The organism is Achromobacter sp. 1012554356, from assembly GCF_059760815.1.
Map to the genome: position 1 here is coordinate 15,818 of NZ_JCBANC010000034.1, position 15,814 is coordinate 31,631.

A 15,814-nucleotide genomic window follows, 5' to 3' on the forward strand; every position below is an offset into this window, starting at 1 on the left:
CTGACGCGTCAGCGCCGCTCGAACTTCGGCGCGCGCTTTTCTTCAAATGCCTTGCGGCCTTCCTTGGCGTCCGCCGTGGCAAAGCAGATCGCCTGCAGATCGCGCTCGTACTCCACGGCCTTCTCCAGCGGCATCGACAGCGCGGCGCGCAGATTGACGCGTGCCGTCTCGGCCGCGATCGGCGCGCGCGAGGCGATGGTGGCGGCAAGCGCCTGCGCGCGCTCGCGCAACTGTTCCTGCGGCACCACTTCGCTCACCAGGCCCCAGGCCAGCGCCAGATCGGCGCGAATGGGATCGCCGGTCAGCACCATCAGGGCGGCGTTGCTCGGGCCGATCGCATGGACGAGCTGTGCCGTCATGCCGCCGCCGCCAATCCAGCCCAGCTTGATCTCGGGCGCGCCCAGACGCGCGTTATCGGACGCGATGCGGATATCGCAGGCCAATGCCATCTCCAGGCCGCCGCCGAACGTATAGCCGTTGATCGCCGCCACCGTGGGCTTTTTCAACATGCGCACGCAGTCGCAGTAGTCGAGCCGATTGCGAAAATCCCAGGGCGTGGCGTAGCGGTCAAGCTCGGTGATGTCCGAGCCGGCGCAGAAGGCCTTGGGGCCCGCGCCGGTCAGGATCACCGCACGCACCTGCGCGTCGGAATTGCATTGCTCCACCGCCGCGATCAGCAAGTCGGCCATCTCGGGCGTCATTGCGTTCAGCTTCTCGGGACGATTGAGTTCGATGATGGCGACATGGCCATCGATACTGAGATTGACGAGTGCGCTCACGTCGACATCCTTATTGCGGAGTGCTTGGGGTGACGGCCAGGCTGGCCTCGAAACGCTCGGTCAGGCCGCGCGCCAATGCATGGGACGATGCGCGGGCGGCGACGCCGTCGCGCAGGAACTGCGAGGCCTCGCTCTGGAACGCGATGTAGCCGTCGTGCCGCGGCCGGATCGAGGCGGCTTCCAGCGTGCGGGCCGTATTGGCATAGAAGTTGCCGCTCGCCGCATTCACGTTTGCATCGGCCCAGCTGCCGCGATGGCTGGGCTGTCCTTCGTGCTGCGGGATGAAACGGCTTTGGGTATCGGCTGCCAGCAACCACAATAGATGCGCGCGCAACTCGGGCCCCACGATGCAGCGCCGCGAGATCGCGATGCCGGTGCCGCCGAGGATCGAGCCGGGACGTCCGGCATCGGCTTGGGGCGCGTCGCGGAACGTAAGCGGCTTGGCGACCGCGGACGTGGCGTAGTTCACGTAGCCATAGACCAGCGGGCATAGCGTGATGTCATCGCGCGCGCTCATGTGGCCGAGCAGCGCGATCGGGTTGTAGGCCAGCGCTTGCGCGGGCGTGAGCCGCGCCAATTCGGAGAGCACGTCGCACGCGCCCGCAAGCGTCGCGGCGTCATGCCAGGCGCCGTGCGGCCGCAGGTCGGTATCGGGCGCGATGGCAGCGGCGATCGACAGCAGCGACAGAAACGGGTGCGGTCCGCCCCAGCTGAGCGCGACCGAGCCGCTGCGTTGCGACAGCGTCAGCACCTCGTGCCAGGTGCGCGGCACGGGGTCACCCAAGCGATCGGCGCGCGTCGCCATCACCTGCGTGGCGGCGTCCAGCGGCAGCGCCCATTGGCGATCGGCCATGCGATAGCTGTCGTACGACAGCCCGATGCTGTCACGTGCAATCCGCGCCAGCTCGTCGGGCGCGAACACCGTGTCCAGCGCTTGCAGGCAATCGTGCGCCAGGGCTTCGCCCAGATGAGGATGATCCAGCACCACCAGGTCATAACGGGCGCAGAGTTCGGCAATGGGCGCCGACTCGAAACCTTCGAGCGATTGCTTGTCCCAGTGCACCAGCGGCGTGTGGGCGGCAGCCGCGTGCAGGGCGTTGAATCCGCGCGGATGATCCCAGGTCAGGCCGCGATACGGCAGCGCGCGCTCGCTCATTCCGAGGCCCCGCGCAGCACCGCGCCCGAGGTCGCGTGCGCGGCGATCTCGTTGTCGCTGAAGCCGAAATCGCGCAGCACTTCGTCGGTGTGCTGACCGGTGAGCGGCGCGCCGCGCAACACCTGGCTCGGGGTCTTGGAAAAGCGGATCGGAAAGCCCGGCGTCTTGATCCGGCCTTCGGTCGGATGGTCGTATTCGACGAACGTGCCGTTATGCGCGATCTGCGGGTCTTCGACCAGATCGGCGTAGCCGTAAACGGGGCTGCACCAGATGCCGGCGGCATCCAGTTTGGCGAACCAGTCGGCGGTCGAGGCTTTGGCCAGCGTATCGCGCACGAGCGCATAGATCTCGTCGCGCTTTTCCCAACCGTCGCGCTCGGTGTACGCCGCCAGGCGCGGCTCTTCGGTCACGCGCGCCAGCACGTTCATGTCGGGCATGGCCAGCGCCAGATAGCCGTCGCTTGTCGCAAAGGTGCCGTAGGGCGCACGGATATACACGTGGGCATGCGGCTCGGCACTGCGTACCTGCGGCTTGTGCCCCACCGTGTACACCGAGAGCTCCTGCATCTGGATCGTGGTGATCGCATCCAGCATGTTGACCTCGACCTTCTGGCCCTCGCCGGTGCGCTCGCGGTGCAGCAGCGCGGCCAGCACGCCTTCGAAGGCGCAATACGCGGTGACGGCGTCGACCACATACTGGCCCGCCGCGCGAGGTGCTTCGCCGGCCCGGCCCGACGACAGCATCGCGCCCGACATCGCCTGCAGCAGCAGATCCTGCCCGGGGCGCGTGGCATAGGGCCCGTCTTCGCCGAAGCCCGACATCGATACATAGATGAGGCGCGGGTTCAGGGCCGACAGGGTCTCGTAGTCCACCCCCAGGCGGCCGGCGACACCCGGCCGGTAGTTCTGGATGAACACATCGGCCTGCGCCGCGAGCTTCTGGATGATCTCCTTGCCGCCGGCGCTCTTCAGATCGATCGCGAGCGAACGCTTGTTGCGGTTCAGCGAGAGAAAGGACACGTTGATCTTGTTGCCCGTGATGCCGCCGGCGGGCGCGTGCCGCTGCCATTCGCCGGTGGGCGGCTCGATCTTGATCACGTCGGCGCCCAGGTCGCCCAGGCGCTGCGCCGCGAACGGCCCCGCCATGGCGATGGAGCAGTCCAGAACCTTGTAGCCAGAAAGAATGCTCATTGCTTCTACCCTTTGCGTGGCGCCGATGCGCCTTAATGCATGACCCAGCCGCCGTCCACTGCCAGCGTCTGTCCGGAAATGAAACCCGCCTCGTCCGAGGCGAGGAACACGATGGCCGCGGCGATGTCGCCGGCGTGCCCGCGGCGCTTCACCGACTGGCGTTCGAGCACCATGCGGTTGTAGCCCTCGGGATCGGGATGGATCTTCTCGGCATCGGTCGGAAACGCGCCCGGCGAGATGGCGTTGACCGTGATGCCCCACTTGCCAAACTCGCGCGCGAAGGCGCGCGTGGCGCCCACCATCGCGCCTTTGGACTGCACGTAGGGCAACAGGTTTTCCCAGCCGCCCGACAGCGTGATCGACGAGATGTTGATCACGCGGCCCCACTGCTGCTCGCGCATGCCCGGCAGCGCCGCGCGCACGATCTGCACGGCCGCCTCCACGTTGACGCGGTGCACGCGCGCCAGCTCGGCATCGCTGTACTCCTCGAACGGGCGCGAGGGATAGATCGCCGCGTTGTTGATGACCACATCGATCGTGCCCTCGGCGGTCAGCTGCTCAAGGTGCGATTGCAGTGCGCCGGCATCGGCGAGGTCGGCCTGCAGGATCTGAAGCTGATCGGCAAACTGCGCCGGCACGGTGCTGCGCAAGTGATCGATATGCCCGGCGTGGTTGTCCAGCGCAATCACGCTTGCGCCCGCCTCCAGCAGCGCAAGCGTGGTGCCCACGCCAAAGCCGCCCGCCGCACCCGTGTACAGCACGCGGCGGCCTTGCAACGAGAAGCGCGCGCTCATGAGCGCCCCGCAATGGGCGCAAAGCGCCCCGACAGCGGCGGATAGTCGGTCTCGGGCTGCTCCGCGATCGCGCGGATGCGGGCTTCGCAGGCCGCGATGTCGGCGGCCGAGCCCAGCACGCTGAACGTGGTGTCGTAGCGGCGCTCGTCGCCATGCTCCAGCCAGATGAGCTCGTTGCGCTCGCGCGCCGCGCCCTGGCCCAGCACATGGTTGGTGGAGGGCTCGATGCCCATCGCATACTGGCCCGATTGCAGATTCTGCCATTGGTACTGGCAGGGGAATTGATGCTTGTAGGTGCTGACCTGCATGCCCAGACCCAGCGCATCGTTCACCAGGGCGACCGGCACGCTGCCGTCGGCCGCGGCCGCCATCTCGTGCTGCCACACCTGCTCATGAAAGCCCAGCTGCGGCGCCGGCATGCGGCGGTAGCCCACGCCCTGCTTGCGGTAATCCTGCTCGTGCGCGGCCCACACCACATCGCGGATCGGCGCCAGATAGCGCGAATCGGCGTCCAGCACCGGATAGCCCAGGTTGATGTGATAGCAGAGCATGTGCGGCGTGCGGTAGAAGCCGCGGTTCACGACACGATCCGACAACTTGATGTCGTTGGTGCCCACCTCGATCTCGATGCGGCGGTGCAGCTCGAGATGCTCGCCGAACACGGTGCCCTGGGTCACCACGCCTTCGGCCCATAGCACGCAGCGGTCGCCGTCCCAGCGTTCGCCGTAGCCGGTCAGCCGCGCGGGTATGGTGCCGACGCGGCCATGGATGGATTGCCTGGCCGTCTTGCGTGGGCCGTACACATAGTTGTCGGCCGGCGCGTCGTACATGAACAGGATGTGGTCCAGCCCGCAGGTGATCATGAGGCCCGAGAACGAGCGCATCCAGCCCAGTCCGCCCTCGCCTTCGTAGTCATGCAGTCCGGGATGGCGAAAGCCAGACGGCGATTGCCATCCCATGGCCATGCCGCGATATTCGCAGTCGGCGATGTCCATCGCGCGATCCACCAGCACCGTGAAACGCAGGCCCGTGCCGCTGCGGAACTCCAGCATGCGGATGCCACGCTCCAGCCCATCGTCCAGCGTCATCAGGCGTACGCCGGCAAACTGCGCAAGCTGCCCGGTGCGCGCCTCTACGTCGCGGCGCGTCATCCAGGTCCCGTAAATGTCAGGCATGAGTTCTCCCTGGCGGATGCGCGGGCGCGCGTCCACCGGTGTCGGTGTTCAGAATCGTGTTCGAGCGGCGCGCCGCCAGCCTTGTTCGATGATGGCTTCGCGGTGCGCCGGTGTTGCTTGCGGCGCCGGCCTACAGGCCGTTCGCGCGCAACCGCTCGTCAAGGAAGGTCTTGGCGCGCGGCACGTCGTCTTCGGTCAGGTGTTCGATGATGATGGGAATGTTGGGGTGCTTCTTTGCCAGGCGCTGCAGATACAGGTCGTAATTGAGCGCGCCCAGGCCCGGCGCCGGCAGTTCGATTTCGCCCACCCCGCGGAAGGTATGGCTTTCGGCCGCGCCCTCGTCACCGATGTCGCTGTGCTTTTCAGACTTGTCATCGCCCGAACGCTTCACGTCCTTGGCATGCGCGATGCAGATCTTGTCGGAGAGCGCGTCGAACACCTGATTGAGCGTGCGGTCCATGTGGTCGATGTTGTGCGCTTCGAAGAAGTTCGTCGGATCCATCAGGAGGCCCAGGCCAGGGTGGTCCACTTCGGCGAACATGCGCAGCGTTTCCTCGACCGATCCCACCACGTTGTTCACGTAGGTCTCCAGCAGGAACACCGCGCCATGGTCATAGGCATGTTGCGACAGCTCGGCGATCACCGCGCGGCACTGGTCCCAGCCTTCCTCGGTCTTGTTCTTGGGGTGATGCACCCAGTCGCTTTCGGTGTCGAACGTGCCGGTTTCCGAGATCACGTAAGGCGAACCCAACTGGCGCGCGTGCGTGAGGATCTCTTTGAGATAGCCATTGCGGCGTTGGCGCTCGGCGGGATCGGGGTGGACGATATTGGTGTAGGCCGAGATGCAGGACACCGGCAGGTTGTAGTGGCGGAAGGTGTCGCGGATCTGCGTGCATTTCTGCGCGGTCAGCTGCCCCGGGCCGAGCTCCATGTCCTTGAAATGCAGGTCCAGCTGCACGGTATTGAAGCCGTGCGAGCGGATCACCTTGGCGGTGCGCTCCAGTTCATAGGGAAAGTAGCCCGAGAAGATTCCGGTCTGGATCATGATGGTTGTCTCCGTCTGTTTTTTCTGTCTGGTTATTCAACAGCCGGCAGCCGTACTGTGCGGCCTTCGGCGATGGACGTATACGCGGCCTCGACCAGCGCCATCGTGCGTACGTTGTCGGTCACGCTCAACGCAGGCTCGGTGCCGCTGGCCAGCGCGTACTGCAACTGCTCCATCACGCCGATGAAGGCATGCGGAAACCACATCGTGTCCCACGTGGGCGTCACCCAACGCCCGTCGGTATGGCCCTCGGCCGCGCGCGAGGCGTAGCTCAGGGTCGACGGCTCGCCGGTGGGCCAGCCGATGGTGCCGCGCGCGACGCCCTCGGTGCCTTCCACGCGCCAGCGGATGTGCTGGTCGTCGGGGTATCCCTCGGCCCGCGGGCCGGACCACACGTCTTCGAGCGACAGCGCGAGCAGCCCGTTGCCAAAGCGCAGCATGGTGGTCACCAGCCCATCCTGATGCGCGAACTCGGTGCGCGGATCGGGGCGGGTGATGCTGGTGATCTCGGTGGGCTCGCCGAACAGATAGCGCAGGGCATCGAGGTGATGCACGCTCATGTTCGAAAGCGTCAGTCGGTCATAGCCGCGCAGGAAATCCTGCCAGTGCGGGATCGCGTGCATGTCGATCTGCGCGAACACCGGCGTGCCCAGCACGCCCTGGTCGAGCAGCTGTTTGAGCGTGCGCATCGACTGGTCGTAGCGCATGTTCTGGTTCACCGACAGGATCTTGCCGGCGGCCCGGGCCTCGTCGCGCAGGGCGCGGGCTTCATCCAGCGACAGGGCAAGAGGCTTCTGCGCCAGCACGCCGCGCACGTGCGGGGCGCGCAATGCGGCGCGAATCAGCGCGGGCTGCTGGTCGGGCGGATACGCGATGTCCACGATCTCGATCTGCGGATCGGCGATCAGGGCCAGGGGATCGTCATGCACACGCGGGATGCCGTAGCGTTCGGCGACCGCGGCCGCCTTGCTGCGGGTACGCGACGCGATCGCCGCCACCGTGAAGCCGGCCTGCTGATAGGCCGCCAGATGGCACTCGGCCATGATCATGCCGGCGCCGATGCAGCCGATGCGAAAGCGCCGTTCCCGAACGGGGGGGTCGGGCACCAAGGTTGGGTGCGACATGTGCTCCTCCTGCCGGCCCGGTATGCACTGTCGACTGCCTGGCATCCTGCCGTGCGGTATTTGATGTATTGAGCCGCGATATTCACATCAAAACAATCAGGGGTAAAGGCGGTTTGCTCACATAGGGCAGCAGCGTTACCTTTTTGATCCTGAATGATTGCAAATGATGGATTATGATGGCCCGGTTGCCATCGACTGATGGTGTCTTGAGAGCCTGGTCCGGATGCGCCCCACCATTTCCCTCATTGCCCGTGAAGCCGGCATGTCCACCGCCACCGTGGACCGGGTGCTGAACGACCGCGACGGCGTGCGCGGCAAGACGCGCGACCGCGTGCTGGCGATTGCCAATCGCCTCGGCTACTTCGTCCCGGGCGCCGATGCCGCCAAGCAGGACGTGCGGGTCGATTTCGTCTTGCCCGCCGGCACCAACAGCTTCATGACCGCGTTGGGCCGGCATCTGCTCGAAGAAGCCGCCACCCGCCCCGATGTGGAGGCCCGCCTGCATCTGATCGAGGGATTCGATGCCAACAAGCTCGCGAAAAAGCTCTACGAGCTGCGTGAGCAGACGCAGGCCGTTGGCCTGGTCGGGCTGGACCATCCTCAAGTGCGCGACGCCATCATGGCCCTGCGCGACAGCGGCGTGCATGTGAGCACCCTGGTATCTGACATCCCGATCTCGGCGCGCCTGGGTTACGTGGGCATCGACAACCGCGCCGCGGGCCGCCTGGCCGCGCTGTTGCTGGGCCGGTTTCTGCCCCAGCACACCGAACGGAAGGTCGCGGTGTTCGTGGGGTCATTGGCCTATCGCGGCCACGAAGAGCGCGAGATGGGCTTTCGCTCGCTGCTGAGCGAGGAGTTTCCGCACCTGCGCATCGCGCACACGCTCGAGATCGGCGACGACCGTGACCGCGCCTTTGCCGTCACGCAGGATCTGCTGCGCAAAGACCCGCCGCACGCGATCTACAACATCGGCGCGGGCAATCAGGGCATCGCGCGGGCGCTGAAGGAGGCGCGGCCGGCTGAGGCGTGGCCGAACGAGGCTCGCTCAGGCAAGGCGGCCGCCGCCCCTCGCATTGTCTTCGTCGGCCATGACCTTACCGAAGCCACGCGCCGCCTGTTGCTCGATCGCACCATGGACGCCGTGATCGACCAGAACCCGCGCGTCGAGGCGCGCGAGATCGTCAAGCTGCTGGTGGCGGCCGTGAAGGGCGCGCCCGAACCCAGCTACCTGCCGCGGCTGCAGGTGATCTTCCGGGAAAACATACCGGAACCGTAATGCGCTACACGCACGCTTTTTAACGCTTCTGTGGGCAAGTCCGCGTAAACCCTCCTTTCCGCACGCCGAAACCCGGCTTGCGAATCCGCGAATTCCCAACCTCGCCCTGCTCGCGCCACACTGCCGATGCCTGCCCGCCATGCGCGGCATCGCGGGCCCAAGAGACTACAAGGAGCGAGACATGTCCCACCGATACGCGCGCGCGATCAAGCGCGCAGCCTGGCCCATGCTGGCCCTGTCCTGCCTGGCGTTTGGCAACGCCGGCGCGCAGGGAACCTACCCGAATCACCCGATTTCGCTGGTCGTGCCGTTTGCCGCGGGCGGTCCCACCGACGTCGTGGCGCGCAGCCTGGGCGCCTCGATGGCCAAGACGCTGGGACAGAGCGTCGTCATCGAAAACCGCACCGGCGCCGGCGGCACGCTGGCCTCGCAACACGTGGCGCGCGCCGCGCCAGACGGCTACACCTTTCTGATCCACCACAACGGCATGGCCACGGCGCCGGCGCTGTACCGCAAGCTGTCGTTCAATCCGCTGACTGACTTCGCCTATGTTGGCCAGGTCGCCGACGTGCCCATGACCCTGCTGGGCCGCAAGGATCTGCCGGCCGACGGCATGGCCAACTTCATCAAGTACGCCAAGGAAAACGGCAACAAGATCAACCTGGCCAATGCCGGCCTGGGCGCCGTGTCGCAGCTGTGCGGCATGCTGCTGCAGGAGTCGCTGGGCGTGCAGTTCACGACAGTGCCGTACGCGGGCACCGCGCCCGCCATGACCGCGCTGCTGGGCGGCCAGGTGGACGTGCTGTGCGACCAGACCACGCAAACCATTCCGCAGATCAAGGGTGAACGCGTCAAGCTGTACGGCGTCACGACCCAGGAACGCATCAAGACGCTGCCCGACGCGCCCACCCTGCAGGAAGGCGGCCTGAAGGATTTCGAGGTCAAGGTGTGGCACGGTGTCTACGCGCCCAAGGGCACGCCGCCCGAGGCGATCGACAAGTTCAACGCCGCGCTGCGCGCCGCGCTGAAGGACCCGGTCTTCACGCAGAAGATGGCCGAACTGGGCGCCGAGATCGTGCCCGAGGCCAAGCAGACGCCTGAGGGCCTGCAGACGTGGTTGAAGTCTGAAGTGGACAAGTGGGGCGGGGTGATCCGCAAGGCGGGCGTTTACGCGGATTGAGGCATGTTGCGGCGCCCGGCTGGGCGCCGCGGCGGAACAAAACAAGGCCATCTCGGCAACGCCCGTGTGAAGGGATGCGTCTCCAAAGCGGTGGCCTTGTCGGAAAACACTTGATGCAGCCAGGGACGTTGGCGTTCGGAGGCTTCGTTCTAGGCGGTAGACCCGCGCTGGTTCACGATGACGCAGGCTTATGACGTCATCGCTTGAGCCTGTTCTACGGGGGAATGCGGTCGCCGTTGATGCCAATGGCCCCTGGCTGGATATCGTCGAATCCGCACAGCTGGTCAATTTCCTTGGGAAACCGAGCGTAAGGCACGTTGTACTGAATGAAGGCCTCCACGCTGTCGGGGAAAACAATGATCAAGAGCCAGCCGATCCACAGCGGAATGGTGATCGGCGCTTTCAACACGCCATAGGGTCGAGCGAGTCTGCCGCGCAATCCGGCATACCAGTCTCGGTAAGGTTGAAGGGTTTCTTGTTTGCGGCTAAGTCGAGGGGGTAACGGCGCAGGCTGGGGCAAACCTTCGGGTCCATGAGCCATAAAGGCTTGGAGATAAGACCACAGCGACTTGGCGGATCGGTCTCCGTCCAACAGGCCGAGGTTGCCGCACGCCGCACAGATTTCAGCTGGCGGATCCATCGCATAGTCGACGCCGATCAGGTAAAGCGGGTGTCGGCTGGTATAGCCGCTCGCTGAGACGATAGGGATGTAGCCGGCCATCGCTTCAAGTTCGTCCCAGTCGAGAACGTGAAGGAGCTTCCGGCTTGGATAGACGAAATACAGTTTACGAGTGCCTCGATGGATGCGTACGAACGCGCCACGACTTCTGTGGGCGCCGCTGGCGAGATAAAAGATAAACGCCATGACGGTCAGAGCAGGCGACAGGGCAATCATCATCATGGTCCGCTCCAGGGTCATATTTTCGAGGCCAACCGCAAGGACGCCGACGATAAATGTTGCGATGGCGATGTTTATGGACATGCCGATTGATGCTGCGGCACCGCGTTGTGCATAGTTGGCATAGGTATCGAGCTCAATGCAGTTCGCGTTGACCCTTCGTACACCATCCGGTTCCGGACTTGCAGACAGGGCGTCCCTTTCAGATAGAGGCGTGCCTCCAAAGCGAAAGCTCTTTGGGAGGCGCTTTATTGTGCCGGTCATCTCGGCGCACCTATGGGTTCGAGTTTTGCCAGATCGATTGAGTTATGGAACCAACCACTCGAAGTGAATACCATTGGCGCAGGCGCATCAGGTTGTCGCAGCGTGAGATCAGGATGTTCATCGGGGTCGGGGAAGTAGAGATATTGCAGTTCTACTTTTGTGTCCTTATGCATTTGAATCGCCCAGCCGCACTCATTGCCAGTGCTGCCTAATGAGGTAACGAGGCATTCTCGGCGGTAGTCGATCGCGCTCGACCCGCGGGCGAGGATGATTGGTCCATGCACGGGAGAAAGCTTGATGCCGCTTAAGGAGAAGACCAGCTTTGTCTGGAATCTTTCTGCCGGCATGTCGCATATTCCAGGGATTTGGCAACTGATCCGGAGGTTGCCCACTGAATGATCAGGCGCATTATTCCAGGCGGGTGTCAATCGCGGTCGGTAGTACAAACTGTGGACAGCGTCGAGTTCTTCATGGTTGGAGTAATGACGTTCGTGAACACCCCACGCACTGTGTTTAAGCCAGATTTCGACCGGACCGTGTTTGGCCAGGTCGGCACCGAATGCAAACCCCACAATGAAAATAATTGCGACGCCCGCGACGATTGTCCAGCCCAACGGAGTGAGCCCGAGGGCGGCAACGGCTGCCCCGCCATTGCTGATAGTCGCGGCTGCTGCCATGCCGCCTCCCCACGTGGCTGCGGTCAGCACGCCCCCTGCTAACGCTGAACCCATCAGCATTCCCCCAAGCGCAGGGTTACTGTCTTTAAAAGCGCTGATCGATCTGATGGAGTCAGACGCGGACAAAAGTCCGGATCCCAATGCTCCAAAAACTGCCATTCCATATTTTGCTGAAAGGATTTTCATTCCCCTTTCGGCAAGTTTGCTCGCACGTCCTGTGGTCGTGCTGGAAACCATGGATGTGCCAAGTTCTATGCTGGCAGCGACGACCGTACTCATGGCTCCAAAAAGACCCACATAGTTGGCAACCGGAGCGCTATTGTCTTTCTGATTCTTCCAGGCACTAGCCAAGCCTTTTAAAGCTAAGAGCCCACCCAGACCGGAAAACAAATGTCCTAGGGGCCCTCGCACACGGTTCAACATATTGATGAACGGATTGCCAGTCATCTGAATTGAACGTGGTGCCGGGAGTGCTGATCGATCGCCTCGGATCGGATCAGTTGTTCGGGAAGTCGCTTCGTCAACCTGCACCCAGTCAAAGACTGACGCCCTTTTTGCGGAGTCTGCGGGATTGATCTTCGGTGGCGGCATCTTCCACTCACGAAATTTCTCTTCGCCTAGGGCTTGATACCCTTGAAATTCGTAAGCTGCACGCTGCAAATCCGCAATTCCGAAGTCATATCGCACAATGGTGATGCCGGCTCTGATCTCCATCACGTGCCGCAGACGAGGCACAAATGCATCCGCCACTTTGGATTCCGGCACAGCCTGCAGCAGCCCGATGAGCGCGTTGGAGGCTGCCGTTAGCTTGTGCTCTTCCAGAAATCTGTCCAAGACGCTGAAAAGATTCTTGGCAATCTCGCCGGAGCTCGACTTCAGACGAGCAAGAAGCAGCTCACTGCCATTGGCCAGTGCGAGCCAATAAGGGCTTTTGTCGACGGGCAGATTGATCAGGTCGTTCAGTACTTGTATTCCATCTTTCGCGTGCACCAGGCCGCCAATGCAGTGCAGAACGGCGTCCTCATAGTCGTGGGCGTTGTGGATTACGCCGCGATCAAAGCAACGCAGCGTCTTGCCGAGTAGCCGCGAGGGATCGATAAGGCGAACCCACGCAACGGAATCCGCTACCGCTGCTGCGATAGTGCGGTCGAACGCTTCGATTTCCTTGGCGTAGACGCCGGGGAATAACATGGCGCCGCTGTAGTTCACCAAGTTTTGCTGCCGCGTGATCGTGTTGGCGACGTCTGGGTTTCTACCTGCCTCTTTCTTCATCGCCTCGAAGTAATTGCGGATGAGCGTTGCGCTCTGCAATTTGTGCGCGTTGCGTCCGGCGTATTCCGTCTTGCGGGTCACGGAATGGGTAATCCGATAATGAAGCTCGCTGGCGATCCCGATCGGATCCTGCAACGCAACCACCAGGGGCGTGAAGTCCTTGCGTGGCAGCAACGCGAGGTACATGTTGGCCAGGATGTTGTGGTGGTTTGGCGCTTCTTCTGGGAACTGGATCTCGCTCCATGCGAAAGGCTTGGGCGCGCCGTGTCCGGATGGCGAGACGAGTTCAGGCGCCGCCTGTCCCAGCAGCGTCGCGTCGAAGACGTGGTTTTGATAGGCATTGCCGGCAGGTCTGCATTGCGTGCTCAACGCATCTCGAAGCCCTCCATCGTTGGTCTCGATAGCCCAGAGGGTGCGGTGGGACAGCAGCGTGTCGCTCACCAGAATGTGGACGGTTTCGGCCGTCTCTGTGTCAGGAGCGAAAAGATATGTCGTGGCGCCCACGGTATTGGGCGGGCTTAGCCTGCCCGGCGTTGCGTCTTGTTCGTCGGCGTCACTCCACCAGATGCGAGCGAACTTGACGTCTTCAGTAACTTGGTAGTGTTGCGTCCACATACGCCCATTCTCGAAGTAGCAGAGATAGACGTAGGTGCCCGGGCGCAACGTGCGCAAACCGTACGCTTTGCCCGCGGTGAGCGTGGGGTAGCCCGCCGTGTTCAGACGGGGAAACACTTCCGCATCCCACACATAATCGGCAATGCCATAGCGCAGCGGATATAGAGGCACACCGCGTTCACAGGGCGGTGGGGAGATGGCTTTGCCGAGGCGTTTCTCGTTCGGGCGAATAGAGCCTAGTGCCTTTTTGAAGTTCACGGGATGGGTTTCCTTTACCGCGTCGCGAGCGCCGAGAGTCGTGCTTCGGCGTCCACCAAGCGCTGCTTTCCCGGAATGTGCCGTTCGATCAGAATTTTGCGAAGCACGCCATCCTTCGCGAAATAATCTTGCGAGTACCGAAACCGCAGATCGACGTAATGCCGAACGTCGCGTTCCAAGGTGAGCGCAAGCTGATCCGCGGCCTCGCGAACGAACAGGTCGGTGCGCCGCCACAAGGCCGTTTCATTCTTGGGGTCGTCGTACGCCGGCGTTTGTGGGCGAATACTGCGCACGCAGTCGCGCACGAACCACGCGAGGCTGGCCTGATCGAGTGAAATCTCGTCGGCTTTCGTCAGGGCGATGGGCTCGTCCAGCGCAGGCGCGGCTTGTCCCTGTACGGAAGAGCCGGCACCCAACCACTCGCCCTGACGCTCGTCGCCCGCATACCAGATGAAGCGTTGGATGGGGCCGAACAGCCTGGACAGGGACTGCGCCGTCAAGCCTTCGCAGAACTCTTCGAGCGCCCGCGCGCCATTAAGGCTGAACCTGAGCGGAAATCCGTCTGTACCCGTCAATTGGTGCAACTGTTGGAGGTGGGCGACGAGGAGGTGGATATCGTCGGGAGCCACCAAGATGATTCCTGCTTGCTGGCGGAGCCAATGTTCGACGGCGTGGGTGAATAATGCCTCGTCGAGCGGAACTAGCAGGGGGCCATGGCGATAGCCTGGATTTCGATATTCCCGAGGCGTATCGCGCCAGACCCAGCGATACTCGAATCCACGCCTGATTTGCAGAAGGTCGTTCTCGAGCGTGTCGCTGTGCGCGCCGTCCAGAAGAATCCAGGGGCGGGTTTCCTGTTCAAGCGTCGCCCAGTCGGGGCATGGCAACGCTTTTACTACGCGACGTGTCCACTGGGACGCCTCGTCCATCAAATCTGTCGCTGCGCCCGCCATGTGCGTGTCACTCGTCAATTGAACGAAAAGTCGTTCAATCTAAGGCGGGACCTTCGCCATGGACATATGAATAGTTCGAAAGCTCGGCAAAGGGGGGCTGATTTGTCAGAAGGCGGGAACCGGCTAAAAAATTGCCGACCATTAGCGAGGTTGCTAGTGGCGGGCTCCCAAAAAGAAAAATCCCCACTCGGCATATCGCTTCGTGGGGATCGGGCTGACCGTCCTAGTATGGCCGCCGGAACCGCCGGCCTTTTGCCATGGCGGCGGGCGGCAAGCCTGCAGCCGCGCCGCCGACCGCTTACACCGTCAATTCCTTCCAGATCGCCAGCGGCGCTTCGGAACTGTTCAGCGTGTAGAAGTGCACGCCCGGCGCGCCGTTGTCCAGCAGGGTCTGGCACAGCTCGGTCACGACGTCCACGCCGAAGGCGCGGATGGAGGCCTTGTCGTCGCCGAACTCGGCCAGGCGCAGGCGGATCCAGCGCGGGACTTCAGCCCCGCACATTTCCGAGAACCGCAGGAGCTGCGTGTGGTTCGTGATGGGCATGATGCCCGGCACGATCGGCACGTTCACGCCCTTGGCGCGGGCCCGGTCGACGAAGTCGAAATAGGCGTCGGCATTGAAGAAATACTGCGTGATGGCGGCATCGGCGCCGGCCTTCACCTTGGTCACGAAATGGTCCAGGTCGGCCGAGGGATTGGCGGCCTGGGGGTGCATCTCGGGATAGGCGGCCACTTCGATGTGGAACCAGTCGCCGGTCTCCTCGCGGATGAACGACACCAGTTCGTTGGCGTAGCGCAGCTCGCCCGCGTCGCCGCCCATGCCGGACGGCAGGTCGCCGCGCAGGGCCACCACGCGCCGCACGCCTTCGCTCTTGTAGGCCTGCAGGATGTCCCGCAGATCCTGCCGCGACGCGCCCACGCAAGACAAGTGAGGCGCCGCATCGCAGCCCAGATTGCGCAGCGTACGCACCGCGTCGGCCGTGCCGGCGCGCGTGGAACCGCCCGCGCCGAACGTCACGCTGACGTACTTGGGCTGGATGGCCAGCATCTGCTTGGCCGCGCGCACCAGCCGCTCCTGGCCGGCCAGGTCGCGGGGAGGAAAGAATTCCAGACTAAAAGCAGGAGAGTTCGATTCGGACATATCAATCTTTTTATGGC

13 protein-coding genes are annotated in these 15,814 nt (G+C 63.4%); 2 read left to right on the forward strand and 11 right to left on the reverse strand.

Translation table 11 applies throughout. From position 1 onward, the window contains the following. Positions 1-8: 8 nt before the first annotated feature. The 7 genes from AC6LJW_RS17840 to AC6LJW_RS17870 all read right to left on the reverse strand — a co-directional run bounded on the left by AC6LJW_RS17840 (position 9) and on the right by AC6LJW_RS17870 (position 7,263). Positions 9-779 carry an enoyl-CoA hydratase/isomerase family protein gene (locus tag AC6LJW_RS17840; RefSeq protein WP_498087888.1) on the reverse strand — a complete coding sequence of 257 codons (771 nt, stop codon included), beginning with the start codon at positions 777-779 and terminating at the stop codon, positions 9-11. A gap of 10 nt (positions 780-789) precedes the next feature. Next, complete coding sequence (locus AC6LJW_RS17845; protein WP_056560454.1) at positions 790-1,935, reverse strand: type 2 periplasmic-binding domain-containing protein; 1,146 nt, start codon at positions 1,933-1,935, stop codon at positions 790-792. Next, positions 1,932-3,125 (reverse strand): CaiB/BaiF CoA transferase family protein, encoded by a 1,194-nt coding sequence (locus AC6LJW_RS17850; protein WP_498087889.1) that lies wholly within the window; start codon positions 3,123-3,125, stop codon positions 1,932-1,934. The genes AC6LJW_RS17845 and AC6LJW_RS17850 overlap by 4 nt, the downstream gene beginning before the upstream one ends. Positions 3,126-3,157: 32 nt before the next feature. Continuing rightward, the gene (locus AC6LJW_RS17855; RefSeq protein WP_056560460.1) at positions 3,158-3,919 is read right to left on the reverse strand and encodes an SDR family NAD(P)-dependent oxidoreductase; all 762 of its coding nucleotides are present in this window, start codon (positions 3,917-3,919) and stop codon (positions 3,158-3,160) included. Beyond that, positions 3,916-5,094 (reverse strand): aldose 1-epimerase family protein, encoded by a 1,179-nt coding sequence (locus AC6LJW_RS17860; protein WP_056560463.1) that lies wholly within the window; start codon positions 5,092-5,094, stop codon positions 3,916-3,918. Before AC6LJW_RS17860 ends, AC6LJW_RS17855 begins: the two co-directional genes overlap by 4 nt. A 130-nt stretch (positions 5,095-5,224) precedes the next feature. Beyond that, positions 5,225-6,139, reverse strand: a complete 915-nt coding sequence (locus tag AC6LJW_RS17865; RefSeq protein WP_056560466.1) for a sugar phosphate isomerase/epimerase family protein — start codon at positions 6,137-6,139, stop codon at positions 5,225-5,227. Between the two features lie 32 nt (positions 6,140-6,171). Continuing rightward, positions 6,172-7,263, reverse strand: a complete 1,092-nt coding sequence (locus AC6LJW_RS17870; RefSeq protein ID WP_056560468.1) for a Gfo/Idh/MocA family protein — start codon at positions 7,261-7,263, stop codon at positions 6,172-6,174. Positions 7,264-7,486: 223 nt separating this feature from the next. On the opposite strand from AC6LJW_RS17870, the gene AC6LJW_RS17875 reads away from it, so the two are divergent. Next, positions 7,487-8,539: a LacI family DNA-binding transcriptional regulator gene (locus tag AC6LJW_RS17875; RefSeq protein ID WP_498087890.1), complete on the forward strand. Its 1,053-nt coding sequence runs from the start codon at positions 7,487-7,489 to the stop codon at positions 8,537-8,539. Between the two features lie 181 nt (positions 8,540-8,720). Continuing rightward, positions 8,721-9,719, forward strand: a complete 999-nt coding sequence (locus tag AC6LJW_RS17880) for a tripartite tricarboxylate transporter substrate-binding protein (protein WP_056560474.1) — start codon at positions 8,721-8,723, stop codon at positions 9,717-9,719. Between the two features lie 214 nt (positions 9,720-9,933). On the opposite strand, the gene AC6LJW_RS17885 is transcribed toward AC6LJW_RS17880, so the two are convergent. From AC6LJW_RS17885 to metF, 4 genes are all read right to left on the reverse strand, one after another. Continuing rightward, on the reverse strand, positions 9,934-10,881 hold the full coding sequence (locus tag AC6LJW_RS17885) for a DUF6708 domain-containing protein (protein WP_498087891.1): 948 nt from the start codon (positions 10,879-10,881) through the stop codon (positions 9,934-9,936). Continuing rightward, positions 10,878-13,703 (reverse strand): toxin VasX, encoded by a 2,826-nt coding sequence (locus AC6LJW_RS17890; protein ID WP_498087892.1) that lies wholly within the window; start codon positions 13,701-13,703, stop codon positions 10,878-10,880. The genes AC6LJW_RS17885 and AC6LJW_RS17890 overlap by 4 nt, the downstream gene beginning before the upstream one ends. A 14-nt stretch (positions 13,704-13,717) precedes the next feature. After that, complete coding sequence (locus AC6LJW_RS17895) at positions 13,718-14,632, reverse strand: DUF4123 domain-containing protein (RefSeq protein ID WP_498087893.1); 915 nt, start codon at positions 14,630-14,632, stop codon at positions 13,718-13,720. 322 nt (positions 14,633-14,954) lie between these two features. Continuing rightward, positions 14,955-15,797, reverse strand: a complete 843-nt coding sequence (gene metF, locus AC6LJW_RS17900) for a methylenetetrahydrofolate reductase [NAD(P)H] (RefSeq protein ID WP_498087894.1) — start codon at positions 15,795-15,797, stop codon at positions 14,955-14,957. Between the last annotated feature and the right edge of the window lie 17 nt (positions 15,798-15,814).